This window comes from Candidatus Hepatoplasma crinochetorum Av (assembly GCF_000582535.1).
Taxonomy (GTDB): Bacteria; Bacillota_I; Bacilli_A; order Mycoplasmatales; family Hepatoplasmataceae; genus Hepatoplasma; species Hepatoplasma crinochetorum.
The window spans coordinates 1-17,731 of the sequence record NZ_CP006932.1; the positions used below are offsets into that span (position 1 = coordinate 1).

The 17,731-nt window shown below is 22.0% G+C and carries 11 protein-coding genes; 8 read left to right on the forward strand and 3 right to left on the reverse strand.

Going from position 1 to position 17,731, the window contains the following annotated elements; genetic code table 4:
- Together dnaA and dnaN are read left to right on the forward strand one after the other, a co-directional pair.
- Complete coding sequence (dnaA, locus tag X271_RS03295) at positions 1-1,368, forward strand: chromosomal replication initiator protein DnaA (RefSeq protein ID WP_025208421.1); 1,368 nt, start codon at positions 1-3, stop codon at positions 1,366-1,368.
- 162 nt (positions 1,369-1,530) lie between these two features.
- Positions 1,531-2,658 (forward strand): DNA polymerase III subunit beta, encoded by a 1,128-nt coding sequence (gene dnaN / locus X271_RS00010; protein WP_025208422.1) that lies wholly within the window; start codon positions 1,531-1,533, stop codon positions 2,656-2,658.
- A 2-nt stretch (positions 2,659-2,660) separates the two neighbouring features.
- Here dnaN and X271_RS00015 read toward each other — a convergent pair whose 3' ends face one another.
- Positions 2,661-3,473: a hypothetical protein gene (locus tag X271_RS00015; protein ID WP_025208423.1), complete on the reverse strand. Its 813-nt coding sequence runs from the start codon at positions 3,471-3,473 to the stop codon at positions 2,661-2,663.
- A gap of 182 nt (positions 3,474-3,655) precedes the next feature.
- Between X271_RS00015 and X271_RS00020 the strand changes: the two genes are divergently transcribed.
- From X271_RS00020 to X271_RS00035, 4 genes are all read left to right on the forward strand, one after another.
- The gene (locus tag X271_RS00020) at positions 3,656-5,527 is read left to right on the forward strand and encodes a PTS transporter subunit EIIC (RefSeq protein ID WP_025208424.1); all 1,872 of its coding nucleotides are present in this window, start codon (positions 3,656-3,658) and stop codon (positions 5,525-5,527) included.
- Positions 5,528-5,565: 38 nt separating this feature from the next.
- The gene (locus X271_RS00025; protein ID WP_025208425.1) at positions 5,566-6,681 is read left to right on the forward strand and encodes an N-acetylglucosamine-6-phosphate deacetylase; all 1,116 of its coding nucleotides are present in this window, start codon (positions 5,566-5,568) and stop codon (positions 6,679-6,681) included.
- Entirely contained in the window at positions 6,681-7,361 is a 681-nt protein-coding gene (locus tag X271_RS00030; RefSeq protein ID WP_025208426.1) for a glucosamine-6-phosphate deaminase, read from the forward strand. Before X271_RS00025 ends, X271_RS00030 begins: the two co-directional genes overlap by 1 nt.
- Positions 7,362-7,490: 129 nt before the next feature.
- Entirely contained in the window at positions 7,491-9,992 is a 2,502-nt protein-coding gene (locus X271_RS00035) for a DUF262 domain-containing protein (protein WP_025208427.1), read from the forward strand.
- 54 nt (positions 9,993-10,046) lie between these two features.
- Here the strand turns inward: X271_RS00035 and X271_RS00040 are convergent, their stop codons facing one another.
- Together X271_RS00040 and X271_RS00045 are read right to left on the reverse strand one after the other, a co-directional pair.
- Entirely contained in the window at positions 10,047-12,857 is a 2,811-nt protein-coding gene (locus X271_RS00040) for an RCC1 domain-containing protein (RefSeq protein WP_025208428.1), read from the reverse strand.
- 80 nt (positions 12,858-12,937) lie between these two features.
- Positions 12,938-15,721, reverse strand: a complete 2,784-nt coding sequence (locus tag X271_RS00045; protein WP_025208429.1) for an RCC1 domain-containing protein — start codon at positions 15,719-15,721, stop codon at positions 12,938-12,940.
- Between the two features lie 244 nt (positions 15,722-15,965).
- On the opposite strand from X271_RS00045, the gene rsmA reads away from it, so the two are divergent.
- Both rsmA and X271_RS00055 read left to right on the forward strand, forming a co-directional pair.
- Entirely contained in the window at positions 15,966-16,766 is an 801-nt protein-coding gene (gene rsmA / locus X271_RS00050) for a 16S rRNA (adenine(1518)-N(6)/adenine(1519)-N(6))-dimethyltransferase RsmA (protein WP_025208430.1), read from the forward strand.
- On the forward strand, positions 16,744-17,730 hold the full coding sequence (locus X271_RS00055; protein ID WP_025208431.1) for a ribose-phosphate diphosphokinase: 987 nt from the start codon (positions 16,744-16,746) through the stop codon (positions 17,728-17,730). The genes rsmA and X271_RS00055 overlap by 23 nt, the downstream gene beginning before the upstream one ends.
- Position 17,731 lies beyond the last annotated feature (1 nt).

Sequence of the window (17,731 nt, forward strand, 5' to 3'; positions counted from 1 at the left end):
ATGGATGTAAATAATTTAATTAAAACCTGGAAAGACATTTATTCCTCTACTAATATAAATGAAGATTGAAGATATAATTTTTTTAAACTTATTGAAAGTAGTTCGAAATTAGCAGAAATAGATCAAAAAAACAATTGTATTTTTGTAACTGTAAATGCTACCTTTGAAAAACATATTATAAATGATAATTTTTATAGTTTTTTGGCCGATAGCACAAAAAGAAAATTAGGAGAAAATTATAAATTAAAAATAATTACTGAACAAGAATATGAAGAAATAAAAGAAATAGAGGAAAAACAAGAAAAAATTGAAATAGAAATTAAGTCTGATTCTCTTAATAAAAGATTTACATTTGATACATTTATTGTTTCTGATAAAAATGTATTATTATATAAAGCAGCAATGGCTATTGCATTATCTAATGATAGCAGTAATTTAAATTGAAATCCTTTTTTTCTTCATGGTAAAAGTGGATTAGGAAAAACACATATTCTTCATTCAATTGGAAACGAAATAAAAAAAAACTTTCCTGAAAAAAGAATTAAATATGCAGAAGCAAAAGATTTTGGTGATATTGTAATGCGTGCCTTTGAATCTGATGATATAAATAAAAATATTCAAAATATATTTAATGAATATGCAAAATATGATTGTCTTTTAATTGATGATGTTCAATTTATTCAATCTCGTAAGAAAACAAAAGAAGTTTTTTTTAATATTTTTAATTTTTTTATAAATAATAATAAACAAATTGTTGTTACTTCTGATCAAGATCCAAAAGAATTAAAGGATTTTGAAGAAAGATTTATTACAAGATTTAAAGGGGGATTAACAGTAAGAATTTATCCTCCTGATCAAAAAACAACAGAGGAAATCTTAAAACTTAAAATAAGAAAAAACGAGAAATTAGATATTAATAAATTTACAAATGAATCAATTAAATGAATTGCAAATAATTTTGGTGAAAATGTAAGATTTTTAGAAGGAGCTTTAAATAGATTAATATTATATGTAATTAATAGTAAAAATGATGAAAAAATAAATGTAAATTTTATTTCAGAGGTATTTGAAGATCTAGATATTGAAGAAAAATCTTCTTTTGATTCTATAATTAACCTTGTTGCAAAAAAATATGGAATAAATCAAAAAGATATTCTAAGTAAATCAAGAAAAAAAGATATCATAATTGCAAGAAACATTGCAATTTTCCTTACAAGAGAAATTTTACATTACTCATTAAATGATATTGGAAGAAAATTTAATAAAGATCATTCTACAATTATGTATGCTATTAATAAAATAGATAAAAATTTAAATGAAAATGAAGAATTTAAAGAAGTAATTGATGATCTTAAATTAAAGCTATAAGTTTTTAGTAAACTTATCAACATCTTATTAACAATTATTTATTTAAAAATATCAAGAAAAATAAAGCTTTTTATCTAATTTTTTTAGTTTTAAACATTTCCACATTATTAATAATAATAATTAAAAAAATAAATATAATATATTTATATATTAAGGACAAAAATGAAATTCAAAATAGATGGTTTAACTCTTAAAAAAATATCAAGAATATTTTCAAATATTTCATACAACAATAATTATTTAGTAGAAATGAATGGAATTTTATTTGAAATAACAAAGAATAATATATTTATTGAAGCTAAAAACACATATATAAGTTTAAAATATAATTTAAATAATAATATCGAAATATTAAAAGAAGGTATTTTTTTAATAAAAGCAAAATTATTGAATGAAGTAATTTCAAAATTAGAAAATAATGAAATAGTAATATTTAATAAAATAGAAGATAATTTAATTACAATTAAATCAAAAAATTCTTATTATGAAATAAATTTAATGAATGATAAAAAATATAAAAAAGAAAAATTTATTTCTGATCAAAATTATAAAGAATTAATAATTAATAATTTATATTTCAAAAAATTAATAGAATCAGTTGTTTTTGCTGGTGATGAAAGATCTAATAGAAAAATATTACAAGGAATTAATTTAAAAATTGATCAAAATAGCATTAAATTAATCGCATCAGATAATATAAGAATCGCTTTTAATAAACAAAAAATTAATTATCAAAAAGATTTAATTAATGTAATTATTCCAATTAAAGCAATAAAGGAATATTTAAAACTAATAAATGATTCTCAAAAAATTAAATTAAGATTTTTCGAAAACAAATTATTAATAATTGATGATAACCTATTAACACAAATTAATTTAATAGAAGGAGTATTTCCTGATTTGGAAAGAGCATTTTTAGGAGAAAATAACCAAAAGCTTGTAATTAAAAAAGAATTAATGCTTACACTTTTAGATCGTGCTCTTCCCCTTGTATTAAATAAGGAATCTGCAAGTACGATTGTTACTCTTAAAATATTTGATCAAATTTTAATGATTGAATCAAATGAAAGTGAAACAGGAACATCTAAAATTGAAACGAAAGATTTTACTTTTGAAGGAGGAAATGAATTTGTAATTTATTTTAATCCTAGATTATTAAAAGAAGCAATAAATAAACTAGAGAACCCTAATATTACTTTAGATTTTAATTCTCCTGAACAACCATTTATAATGAAAGATAATACAGATGAAAATAAATTTCGTTGTTTAATCCTTCCTTTTAAAATATAAATTTATAATTGACTAATTTTTAAATCTCTAATTTTTGTTTTAAAATCCGAATTTAAATCTCCGCTTATTTCAATTATCATTTCTCTTTTGATTTGATTTAATCATTCTTCTACTTCTTGCTCAATTTTTTTTCTTAATTTATTAATTTTTTGATCACAATCAGCAAGAATTAAATTATCATCATTAATTTTTAATTTTAATTTCTTTGCTTCTGTAGTTAAAAAATTAAAACGATTAATATATTTTTCAAATCCATCAAAATCTACTTTTATTATAGGAAAGATTTTAATTCTTTGATGAAATTTTTCAAATTCATCAATAAATTGATTTTTATTTTCTCTAAATTCACTTGTAATTTCTTTTAAATCATTTTTATTTTCAGCAATTTTCTTTTCCTTTGTAATAAATCCAATTTTTTTTCTTTTATTAAAGATATCATTTAAATTTAATTTTCGAAGTTTATTTATTAAGCTATCAAAAGAAACATTAATTTCTTTTAATTTTTCTTGATAATTATATTTATTTTCAATTTCTTTTTTTACTTTAAAAATATTTTCATTTATTACATTAACTTCTTCGTTGTATTTATTTAATAAATTATATTCTTGGATAATTTTATTATTTAAAAAATTTCGATCTTTTAATAATCTTTCATTTTCTTGTAAACTATTATTTAAAATTTTAAATAATAGTTTTAATTCCTTATTATTAGGAAATTGTAAATTACTTAAAATATTTTGAACACTAGCAGTTGAAATTATTGTTTGTTTTTTATTCTTTACTGATGTTTTATTTTGTGTTAGTTCTTTTTTCACTTTGATCCCTTTTTGTTGTTCTACAAATTAATTATATTATTTTAAAAAAATTAATAATTAATGTAAGATAAAATAATTTTTTTTTATTTTTATAAATATCATTTACTTTTGTAAATGATTTTTTTAATTTAATATCAAAATCTTATAATTATTTTGATTAGGGGTAGGAGAAAAAAATTGAGATGGAAGAAAAAAAGTTAGTTCAAAATAAATCTAACGAAAAAACTATAATAAAAGAAAAAAAGCAAAAAGAAAAATTCTCTTTTCTTTCTTTTTTACAGAAAATAGGTAAATCATTAGTATATCCAATTGCTGTTCTTCCTGCTGCAGCATTAGCATTAAGAATAGGGGATGCTATTAGTGGAGCAGGAGATATGTATTCTGGAATTTGATGATTTGGATGAATTATTGAAACTCCGGGTGCTATTATTTTTGACAATTTAGCAATGATTTTTGGAGTTGGTGTTGCTTTTGGATTAGCAAAAGATCATCGTGGAGAGGCTGCCTTAGTTGGCCTTATCGGATATCTTGGACTTGTTGCTTTAGTTCAAAATGAACACTCTCTTACATCACTTATATATGATAATGTACTTACAAAAGATGGATATTCTCAACTTCTATATTATGTTACAGAAGTTACAAATCCAGATGGCACTACTACTATTTATGCGACTTGATTATTAAATCTTGGAGTTTTTGGGGGAATAGCAATGGGGATTCTTGCGGCTTGACTTTATAACAAATTTTCTGATATTCAATTACCAAAAGCTTTAGGATTTTTTAGTGGAAGAAGATTTGTACCAATGGTAATGCTTTTAGCTACTTTGCTATTTTCCTTTTTGATGGCTATTATTTGGCCTTGATTTCAATTAGCTCTAGTTGAATTAGCTTATGGATTATTATATATTCCCTGATTAGGAGGAGGAGTTTATATTGCTATTAATCGTTTATTAATACCAACAGGTTTACATCAAGTTTTAAATGTTTTCTTCTGATTTCAAATGCCTATTACTTGAGAAGGAAATCAAATTTTTATTCAAGATACAACAGGAACATTTGTTCCGATGTTTGGTGATATTAATGCCTTTTTAGAATCTGGATCTAATGTTGTAATTGCAATTCCAGAAATTGGGGTAGTTGCAAATAGTGATATTGCTTATGATATTAATACTGGAACAGAAATACCTGATCGAACAGCCTTTACTTATTTACAAGAAGCAAATGTTGGAGCTTTTCAAGTTGGATTTTTTCCAATTATGATGTTTGGACTTCCTGCAGTTGGATTAGCAATTGCTAGTCAGGCAGATAAAGAGTATCGTAAAAGTGTTTATGCATTTATGATTACTGCTGCAGCAGTATCATTTTTAACAGGAATTACAGAGCCTCTTGAATTTTCATTTATGTTTGTATCTCCTTTGCTTTATCTTGCTTATGCCTTACTTTCGGGAGTTGTAGGAGCAATAACAATTGCAACAGGAGCTTCATTTGGATTTGGATTTTCAGCAGGAGCAATAGATTTTGGATTATCTGTTCCTAATTCTCTTAATTTATCACATGGAATAAGTAGTTATGCAAATGGTTGAGGGGGATTTATTAATGTTCTTTTAATTGGAATTATTGTTTTTCCTATTTATTACCTGATGTCAATTCTTATTATTAAAAAATTTAATCTAGCAACACCAGGAAGAGGAGGAAACATTTCAGGAATAATTGAATTAGGAGAAGATGAAAAAAATGGTATCAATTCAAAAGATGATAAATATTTCAAAATGACAATTGAAACAATTAAATTAGTAGGAAAAGATAATATCACAGATATTGATAATTGTATTACAAGATTAAGATTATCTGTAAAAGATAATTCTAATCTTAAAAAAGAAGATGCAATAAAAATTGGTTATACTGGACTTATTTCACCAGGGACAAAATCTCTTCAATTTATTATAGGCCCAGAATCAGAAATAATTGCAAAAAATATGAAAGAAATATTTGATAATTGAGAAAATTATCAAGATTACTTTAAATATTACGATGATAAAGTAAAAGAAAAATAAATTCAAGATGTTAAAAAAGTTTATGAAAGGGTTAAATAATGATTAAAATAAGAGGCTATAATAAAGATTTAAAAAAAATTGAAATAATTTTAGAAGCAGGAAAAATTTTAAATGTTAAAGTTTTAGATCAGAAAGAAATTGTCGAAAAACAATATATAATTCCAGGTTTTATTGAAATACATTCACATGGGGGATATAATTTTGATTTTGTGTTAGCAGATCAAAAAAAATTATTATTTTTTTTAAATAAGATGGCTTTAAATGAAGGAGTAACATCTATTTTAGGAACAACAATTACTACAGACTTACAGAAAACAAGGAAAACTTTTAAAAATCTTAGTCCTTTTATTAATAAAAAATTAAATGGAGCAAATTTTATTGGTTGGCATATGGAAGGTCCTTTTATAAGTAAAATAAAAAAGGGAGCTCATCCAATTTCAGAAATTACCGAACCAATAATTAAAAATATAAATAAATATATTGATGGTTATTTTAATAACATTAAATTAATTACTGTTGCTCCTGAAATTATTAATAAAGAATCATTAATTTATCTTAATAAAAAAAATATAATTATTTCTGCTGGCCATATGAATGCAAATAAAAAGCAATTCATTGCAAAAGAAAAATATGGAATAAAATCAATTACTCATTTTAATAATGCAATGCAAAAAAATGATGATCTAAATGATAATAGTTTATCGGAATATATTATAAAAAATGATAATCTTTATATTGAATTTATAAATGATAGAATTCATAATTCAAAAGAATTAGCAGATAAAATTTATAAAATTAAAGCAAAAGATAAAATTATGCTTGTTACTGACTCTTTACAAATAAAAGGATTAAAAGATGGAATTTACCCTGGTCCTAATGGGAATATTTATAAAAGAGATGGAGCGGCATGATTTGAAAACAAAATTTTAAATGGTTCTTGTTATACTATGTATCAAGGATTTAAAGATTGAATTAAATATCAAAAAGCTTCTATTAGTGAAGCAGTGGCTGTAACTTCTACAAATCAAGCAAATCTTTTAAATTTAAAAAAAGGTAAAATCGAAAAAGATTATGATGCTGATGTTTTAATTTTAGATTTTAATTTTAAAATTAAAGATGTATATGTAATGGGAAATAAAATATTGGAGAAATAATGAAGATTATAAGTGGATCTAAAGAAAAATTAGAGCAATCAATTGCAGATAATATAAAAGATATTATCAATTATAAAAGTAATGCAAAACTTTTATTAGCAACAGGAAATTCACCAGTAGGGATTTATCAAAAATTAATTAATTTTTATCAAGAAAAAAAAATATCATTCAAAAATGTAATCACTTTTAATTTAGATGAATATTTAGAAAAAGATAAATATTTTGCTGATTCATTTCTTAATTTTATGAATCAAAAATTATTCAATGAAATTGATATAAATAAAGAAAATACATTTTTTCCAGAAAATCCTGATGAATATAATAAAAAATTAGATAAAATTAATTTTTTTGATATTACTATTTTAGGAGTTGGAGAAAATGGACATATTGCTTTTAATGAACCAGGAAGTAAAATTACGGATCGTACAAAAATTATTGAATTAACTGATTCCACAATTAAAACAAATTTTAAAAATCGTACAAATTATCCAAAAAAAGCAATTACAATCGGAGTAAAAGATATTCTTGAGAAATCTCAATTAATTTATATAATTGCTTGAGGAGAAAAAAAACGTAAAGCAATTGAAAAAATACTAGCAAAAAAAATTGATTCAAATTGACCTGTTACTTATCTTTTAAATCATAAAAATGTAATTTTATTTACAGATCTTGATATTTAGTATTTAATTTTCAGAATTTTAAAAATAATTATTTTATTGAAAATATTTTTTATTTAATTAAATTACAAAATTAAATTTTTTTAGTTTTAAGATTTTTTATAATTTGTTTATGAAAAGGAGGCGATAATTATGTTTAAAACCTCAAATTTTAATAAATTTGATGATTATTTAAATATAAATAATCCTAAATATAATATTGATAGTGGTGCGATTTATATTTTAAATGAAAGTATAAATAGAATCGAAGAATATGTATCACAAATTGAAGAAGAAATATTAAAAAATGAAGGAAATATTGCAAAATCACTAAGAGATTTTTTAGAAAATTTTTTAGAACATTTTATTCCCGAAAAAATTAAAATAAATAATCTTTATAGAGATTTTGATTATCAAAAATATTTCAATTTTCAAAGCAGTTATGAAAAAATTACTGAATTAGATGATTGAAATATAATTAATAAAGATATAAAAGATGCTTTGTATTTTATTAAAAATATATCAAACAATAGTTCTCATAGCAAAAATCAAAAAAATAATTTTGAAATCAATAAATCAAAAATTGTAATGTGTTTAGATTATATTTACAATATTTTATATTGATTTTATGATTTAAATTCAAGTCGTGATTTTAAATCAGATCGATATTATAAACCAAATGAAAAAGAACCTAAAGCAGATATTAAAATAAAGCAAATTTTTTATCATGAACCTTATAAAACAATTGTAATAAATGATGATAAAATTTTAAATGTTTTATTTGATGAAGGCAAAAAGTTTTTTATTCCAATTTATCAAAGAAATTTCTCTTGAACAACAAGTGAAATCGATGAACTATTTCTTGATTTGGAAAAAAGAATAATAGATCAAAAAAATCATTTTTTTGGATTGGTTACTTTAAGTAATACTAATAATTTTCGTAAATCTGCTAACAAAAAAATTTATTTATTAAAAATTGTTGATGGTCAACAAAGATTTACAACAATTGCTTTATTTGTAAAAGCTTTGTATATTAATTATTTAAAAGAATTAAAACACGAAGACAAAATTGATAATAAGTTAGCAAAATTTATTAACAATAAAAATTTACCAATTGACAGATTTGATGATAAAAAATCAATTGAAGCTTTTAGAATTATATGAGAAAAAGATAAAAAATTATTAAAATCAAATAAAAATTATCTTAAAGGAAACAATATTTATGAAATATATAAATATTTATTAAAAAAAATTTCTGATTTTAAAAAACCTAAAAATGAAGAAGAATCAATAATTGGAAATTTAGATAAACTATACCAAAGTTTAAAAAAATTAGTAATTGGAATAAATTGAACAAAAGATTATGATGAATTTGAGCTTTTTGAATCAATAAATTCTAAAGGAGTTTTACTTACTAATTTTAATATTTTTAAAAACTATATAATATCTCTTGTTTCTAATCAAGAAGAAGATCAAATAGGAGAAATAGGTTTAATTTTTAATGATGATAAATCAAAGCAAATAACAACTTTATTTGATTATTATATTGTTGAAAAATTAAATTTATGATTAGGAAATAATAAAGAAAAAGATTTTGAAAAAATAACAAATAATTTTTTCAATTCTTATATTAATTTTTATAGTAATAGTAAAACAAATGAAAAAAGATTATTTTCCCAATTTAAATCATTATTTTCCAATCAATTAAAACAAAAATATAATAAGATCGATAATTTTTCCTTACAAGAATTTGAAAATATTTTAAAGGATTTATCAGTATTTTTAAATACTTATTTATTTTTAAATATAGGAACATATCAAATTTGAAGTAAAAGTTCAATCTTATCTGATTATTATAAATATTTTTATTCATTAGCAGGAACAAGTTTTGTAAATATTTTAATTCCTTATTTAATTAGTGAAGAAAATATTGTATTCTCAGATAAAGGAGCTATTATAAGAATTAAAAATCCTTCAGAATTTATTGATATTCTTAAATTTATTCAAAATTGAAGAATAAGACTAGGAGCTGTAAATTCAAAAGAAAATTATGGAATTAAAATTTTAAATTTTTCTAAAAAATTTAATCAAATCTTAGAAATTAATAAAAAAAATGGATTATTAATAGAACCTTTTTTAAATTTATTAAAAAAAGCTATTTCAAATGAAGATAATTTATTAAAATTTCCAGATGATCAAAAATTTTATAATGTTCTTGCAAATGAACCAATTTATAATGCTCAAATTTTAAAAGATATTATTTTTAAAATTGTACATCAAAATAATTATTCAATTGATGAACAAAAATTTAGTAAATATGATGTTTATCCTATTGTTGAAAAAGAAGCAAAAAAACGTAGCGAGGAATGAAATAGATTTTTACAAAAATTTAATAATATCACAGAGGAATCTTGTTTAAGATTAGGCAATTATTTTTTTCATAAAATAAATAAATTAATTAAAAAAAATGAAAAAGATAGTTTTGATTCTTTAATTAAAAATATAGAATATGATAATTTTACAATAAATAATAATAGTAATTTTGAGATTTTAGCATTAAAAGATCTGAAAAATTATTATGGAAAAAACATAAACGATTATTTTATAGAGAGATCAAAATATTTTGCAATAAAAGCAAAAGAAATATTTAAATAAATAAAAAAACATGTTTTAAAACATGTTTTTTTATTTTGTTTTTTATCTAAATTATTAGATAGAATCAGTTCTTACTGTTGTAGGAGTAATAGATTGATAATAATCTTCATAATTTATTGTACTTATTTCTATAAAGGTATATTCTGTATTAGGAATTAAATTATTTACTTTAAAAGTAAATTGATATTTTTCTGTTCCTTCGATACTTCCTTTTCCTATATATATTGCAGAATTTTCAATATAATCAGATTGATAATATTTATTTGAATCATCTTTTAAAAAAATTCCATTATAAGGATTGAAATTATTAAAAGTAGGATTATTAATATTAGAATTATCTTTTAATTTTAAATTATCAATTTGAATTGAAAATTCAAAAGAATTTGAAGTAATTGAATTTTCAAATATAACAAAAGAATCTGTAATTAATGAAATTTCACTATTTTCTGATGATTCAACTGTAATAGGTTCATCAAAATAAACTATTTCAGGGTTTTCTGTATAAAATGGATTATCTAGAGATAAACCAGTAAAAATATATGTATTATTATTTTCTAAATTTAAACCATTTTGTTGGAAGATAAATTCATAATCATAATATCCAGCAATACTACTATATCCAATTAAATTACTATCTAAATAAGTAGAATTGTAATAATTATTATTTTGATCAATTAATCAAATTCCATTATTTACATCATAATTTTCAAAACCTGTTTCATCAGCATTTGGTTTTAAATTATCAATTTCAACAGAATAATTAAAAGAATTATTTGTAATAGAATAATTAATTACACCAAATGAATTAGCAATTATTGAGGGATTTTGTGATTTTGTTATAAAAGTCATAGGATCTTGTTCTATTTTATATTTATAACTTCCATCTTCATAAAAATATTGAATTGAAGTAATTTGATAATTTGTATCTATACTTAAATTATTTAATTTGATTTTATAAGAATCATCTAAAGTTACTTTTTTATGATAAGTTGTATTTAAATCAAGATTTGTATAATTTATTTTTACTTGTCTTTGATCATTTGTATAATTATTAATATCAAAAGCTTCACCATTTTGTGTTAAATTTAAACTAATTGTTGCATCTGTACTATTAATTATGCTTACTCAATAATCAGAAATTATGTAATCTGTTAAAATGGAATAATCTTCAATATTAATTTCATATCCATCAATAATTATTGAATCAATTGTATATTCTTCTCCTCTTATAAAATCACCATCAATTCGATAATAATATGAATCTTCTTCAATATTTGATCTACCATCAATAAATGTAGTATTATAAATTTTTCCATTATTATCTTTTATTTTAATTGACGGAATATCATTAATTACATTTAAAGCATCATTTAAATTTAATTGAACAAATAATTTATTATTTAAATAATAAAATTGATAATTATTTAAAATATTAGGAATTGTAGAAAAAATTGCTTCAAATTCTAATAAATTATCATCGCTTGCATTTCCACCATTTCCTAATTGCCCATAAGCATCATTTCCTGCCATATACAATGTATCAGCAATACTGTCATTATTATAATCAATTAATATTCCTGAATGTCCATTTCCTAAACTGATATCAGTAATTTTTCCTTGTCATTGATCATTTTTAGGAGTTATCATAGTCGGGGTTAATAAATTTGTTATTGTTCCATTACCAAGTTGTCCATATTGATTATTTCCTCACATATAAAGTGTATCTGCATATTGTTCATTAATTTCTTCATTTGAATTTACAACAACTGATGAATAATTTCCACCTAATGATACATCATAAATGCTTCCTCCTCAATCATTATTTTCTGGTGTTATTATAGTTGGTGTAGAAACATCAATTTCTGTTCCATTTCCAATTTGTCCATATTGATTATTTCCTCACATATAAAGTGTATTATTTGTTCTAGCTGGATCTTCTAAATTTTCATTAATTAATAAACTAGAATCATCACCATTTAATTCAAAATCTATAAATGTTCCATTTCAAGTACCACTTTGTGGAACAACAATTATTGGAGTAGTAGAAAAACCACCTGTTGTTTCATTTCCGATTTGTCCATTACTGTTATTTCCTCACATATAAAGAACATTACCATAACCATCATTTATAGAATCGGTGTCAATAGTAACTCCTGTATGATTGTATCCTAAATCAAGATCAACAATATTTCCACCTCAAGTACCACTTTCTGGATTTATAATTTGTGGACTTGGATAATAACCTGTTCCTGTTGTTCCGTTATTACCAATTTGACCATATTGGTTGCTTCCTCACATATAAAGTGTATCTGCATATCCATCTAAATTTGTATCAATAGTAACTCCAGTATGATTATATCCCAAATCAAAATCAATAATATTTCCGCCTCAATTTGTTTGGTCTGTTGGAGTTATTATTTTTGGAGTAGTAGTATTTTTAATCGTTCCATCTCCAATTTCACCTTTAGAGTTATTTCCTCACATATATAGTGTATCTGCATATCCATCTAAATTAGTATCTACAGTTAAACCACTAGTGAGTCCATTTAATGAAAAATCAATAATATTTCCACCCCAATCATTTTGATTTTGTGGTAGTATTTTTATCGGATAAAATTGATTTATAGCTGTTGCATTTCCAATTTGTCCTTTATCATTTCTTCCTCACATATAAAGTGTATCTGCATATCCATTTTCATCTGTATCAATTGTTATACCACTATGGAAATCTCCTGCTTCAAAATCTTTTAAAACAATTTTCTCTCCTAATTTTACATTTTCATTTAAATCTTTATAATTAGAACTATTATATCCAAAAGCAATAACTATTGGAATAATAGTAATAGCACTAATAATTTTTTTCATATTCTTGATTTAAAAATTCTCTCTTTCTCAATTTTATTTAATCTTACATCCAAAAAAATTATATTACTTTTTTTTTAAGATTACATTAATGTTTTTACTATTACATCATCTATATTTGTATAGTTATTATTAGTAACTATTTTAGCTTCTGTAAATGTATAAGTTGTGTTTGAATTTAAGCCATTAATTTGAAAAGTAAATTGATATTTTGATGTTCCTGTTGTTGTTCCGTTTCCAAGATAAATTTCACTTTCTAAAATATAATCTGATCTAAATATTTGCCCCAAATTATTTTTTAAATATAATCCATTTTTTGGATTAAAATTACTAAAAATTGGATCATTTAAATTAGATCCATTTTCTAATTTCAAATTATCAATTTGGATTACATAATTAAATGAATTAGAAGTAATTGAATTCTCAATTACTGAAATAGAATTAGCAATAATTAATGGTTCTTGTTCTCCAACTCCTGTTGTTGTTACAGAAATTAAGGAATTAAAATTATAAATTGTTGGATTTAATGTTTGTTCTAAATTATCAAGTGTGATACCAGTAAATAAATATGTAGTATTTGAATTTAATCCACTTTGATTAAAGACAAATTGGTAATTATAATATCCTTGATATTCACTATATCCAATTTGTTGATAATCTAAATAAGTAGAATTATAAATATTATCATCATTATCAATTAATCAAATTCCATTATTTACATCATAATTTTCAAAACCTGTTTTATCAGCATTTGGTTTTAAATTATCGATTTCAACAGTATAATTAAAAGAATTATCATTAATTGAATAATCAATTACAGTAAAAGAATTAGATATTATTTTAGGAATTGCTTCATTTGTTTTAAAATTTAAAGAATCTTGTTCTACCTTATATTTATAACTTCCATTTTCATAAAAATATTGGATTGAAGTAATTTGATAATTTGTATCTATATTTAAATTATTTAATTTAATTTTATAAGAATCATCTAAAGTTACTTTTTTATGATAAGTTGTATTTAAATCAAGATTTGTATAATTTATTTTTATTTGTCTTTGATCTTCGGTATATTTATCAAGAGAAAAATTCTCTCCGTTATTATTTAAATTTAAGCTAACGGTAGCTTCTGAAGAATTTACATTTGTTATTTTAAAATCTGAAATTAAGTAATCAGTAGTAAATTGATAATTATTTATATTAAATTGATTTCCATTAATTATTAATGTATCAAATATATAAGTTTGTCCACGATCAAAATCATAATCTATTCGATAATAATATGAATCTTCTTCAATATTTGATCTACCATCAATAAAAGTTGTATTATAAATATTTCCATCTGAATCTATGATTTTTACTTCTATTGTTTCATCAATTGTTTCTAATACATCATTAAATTTCAATTCAATAAATATTTTTCCATTAATAGAATAAAATTGAAATGTATTTAGTAAATTAGGAATAGTAGAAGCTATTGGAATAAAATAGATTTTCTTTGAATCTTTTGAATTGCCCCCATTTCCTAATTGTCCATAATTATCACTTCCACACATATATAATGTATCTGCAAAATTATCTTTATTATTATCAATAAGAACTCCAGTAAAATTTTGACCTGAAGAGACATCAATTATATTTCCATTTCAATCCGATTCATTTTCCGGTGTAATAATTTTTGGATTTAAAATATTATTTTGAGTTCCATCACCAAGCTGTCCGTTATTATTGCCTCCTCACATATACAATGTATCTGCAAAATTATCCTTATTATTATCTATGATAACGCTGCTATTATAATGTCCTAATGATAAATCAACAATATTTCCATTTCAATTCTCTTGATTTTGTGGAGTAATTGTAGTTGGATATCAAACATTTGGTCCTATTGTTCCATTTCCAATTTGTCCATTACCATTTGCTCCTCACATATATAATGTATTATAATTTTCACCTGAATTATTATCCACTACGATTCCGGTATGATTTCTTCCTAATGATAAATCAATAATATTTCCATCTCAATCATCTTGATTTTGTTGTCTTATAATTGTAGGATAATATTTATCATTACTTGTACCATCACCAAGTTGTCCATACTGATTATCTCCTCACATATATAATGTATCTGCATATCCATCATAATTAGAATCTATAGTTGCTCCACTATGATAGATTCCAAAAGAGATATCATAAATTGCTCCATTCCAATTACCATTTTCTGGGGTTATTATTGTTGGATTTAAAATATTAGATCCACTTGATCCATTTCCAATTTGTCCACTATTATTATATCCTCACATATATAATGTATCTGCATAACCGTCATAATTAGTATCAATACTAACTCCACTATAATTATTACCTGCATCTAAATCTATAATATTTCCATTTCAATTATTTTGATTATTGGGTGTAATTTTTTTTGGTATATATGTATCCTTTGTTGTTCCATCACCAATTTCTCCATTTGAATTTCTTCCTCACATATATAATGTATCTGCATAACCATCATAATTAGTATCAACAGTAATTCCACTATGATCTCCATTTAAAGAAATATCAATAATATTTCCATTTCAATTATCTTGTCCTTTTGGTGTAATTTTTATTGGATAATATTTGTTTATTGTTGTTCCATCACCTATCTGACCTTGATTATTATATCCTCACATATATAATGTATCTGCATAACCATCAAAATTTGTATCAATAGTTATACCACTATGATAATCTCCTACTTCAAAATCCTTTAGAACAATTTTTTCTTCTATTTCTTTATTTTTATTTAATTTTTTATAATTTGAATTATTATATCCAAAAGCAAAAACTATTGGAATAATCGCAATAGCGCTAATAATTTTTTTCATTTTTTCTAATTTTTATAAATTAAAAATTTTCTCTTTCTCAATTTTATTTAATCTTACATCCAAAAAAATTATATTCCTTTTAAATTTAAAATTTAAAATGTTTTAACTAGAATAAATTATTTATATTTTTAAAATATTATTAATTATTTTAATTTTATTTTTTAGAAAAAAATTATCTAAATTTTCCCTTTATAAATATATAATACTTTCAAGTATTATATATTGAATTTAATGAGGTAATCTATTGCTAAAACCAAAAAAAAATCTTGGGCAAAACTTCTTGGTTGATAAAAATAAAATAAATGAAATTATTAATATTCTTCCAAATTTAAAAAACAAAACAGTAATTGAAATTGGTCCGGGAACAGGAAATCTTACAAATAAATTATTAGAAAATTCAAATAAAGTAATTGCAATTGAAATTGATGAGGATATGATTAATTTAATAAAAAATAATCAAATAATAAACAAAAGAAATTTAATTTTAATTCATAGCGATATTTTAAAAATTAATTTAAATAAATTAATTGTAAATGAAAATGATGTTTACTTAATTTCAAATCTACCTTATTATATTTCAACTAAGATAATATTTGAAATGTTTAAGTATCCTAAAATATCAATTTTTGCAATTATGTTACAAAAGGAATTGGTTGATCGAATATTTGCAAATTCTAATACAAAAAAATATGGAAGATTAACTATTGCAATAGGAAGTTTATTTTCACTTGAAAAAAAAATAAATGTTCCTAAAGAATGTTTTAAACCAATTCCGAAAGTAGATTCAGGATTCATTATTTTAAAAAGAAAAAAAATAAATTTTGATTATAATTTATTTCTTTTATTTATTAAAGATTGTTTTGCAAAAAAAAGGAAAACTTTACTTAATTCTTTAAAAATTACAGAAAATCCTTATTTTGAATTTGTTAAACTATATTTAATTAGAAACAAATTTAAATTAAATATAAGAGCAGAACAAATATTAATTGAAGATTATTTAAAAATATGGAAAGAAATTGAAAATGCAAAATTCAAAAATAAATAATTCAATCATTTTTGGATTATCAACATTAAAAAAAATAGCAGAAGAAGTATCGGTAAAGACAAAAATAAAACTAGGAGATTCTGAAATTAAACATTTTAAGGATGGTGAAATTTATTTCGAATTAGAGACATCTGTACGAAATAAAAGAACATTTATTATTCAATCAACTTCGAATCCTGTAAATGAAAATTTAATGGAATTATTAATTTTTATTGATACATTAAGAAGATCATCAGCAAAAGAAATAAACTTAATTATTCCTTATTATGGTTACGCTAGACAAGATCGAAAAAATAATGGAAGACAACCAATTACTGCAGCACTTGTTGCTAGACTTTTAGAAGAGGCTGGTGCTAGCAGAGTTATTTGCTTTGATTTACATTCTCCACAAATTCAAGGTTTTTTTAGAATTCCTGTTGATGATTTAAGAGCTTATGGACTTTTAGCAAGGGAAATAAAAAAAGAAAAAATAGAAAATTTAATTATTATTTCTCCTGATCATGGGGGAGTTTCTCGAGCAAGAAGTCTTGCTAAAATTCTTGATTCTGAAATAGCAATTATAGATAAAAGAAGAATAAAAGCAAATGAAGCTATTGTTGGTAATTTAATAGGAAATGTAAAAGGTAAAAATTGTGTAATTGTAGATGATATTATAGATACTGGAGGAACAATTATAGAAGGTATTAAAATTCTTAAAAAAAACGGAGCAAATAATATTTATGTTGCTGCTACACATAGTTTATTTTCTAGATCAAAAGATGAAGATTATGATATTGTTTGAAAAAAAATAAAAGAAGCAGGAGCAAAAATGATTATTACAACAAATTCAATAAATAATCATTCAAAAGATAAATTTTTAAAAATAATAAATCTTGCAACTCCAATTGCAGATGTTATTTTAAAACATATTAATGATCAATCAATTATTGATCATTTTATTAAGAAATATAATACTGTTATTTAAT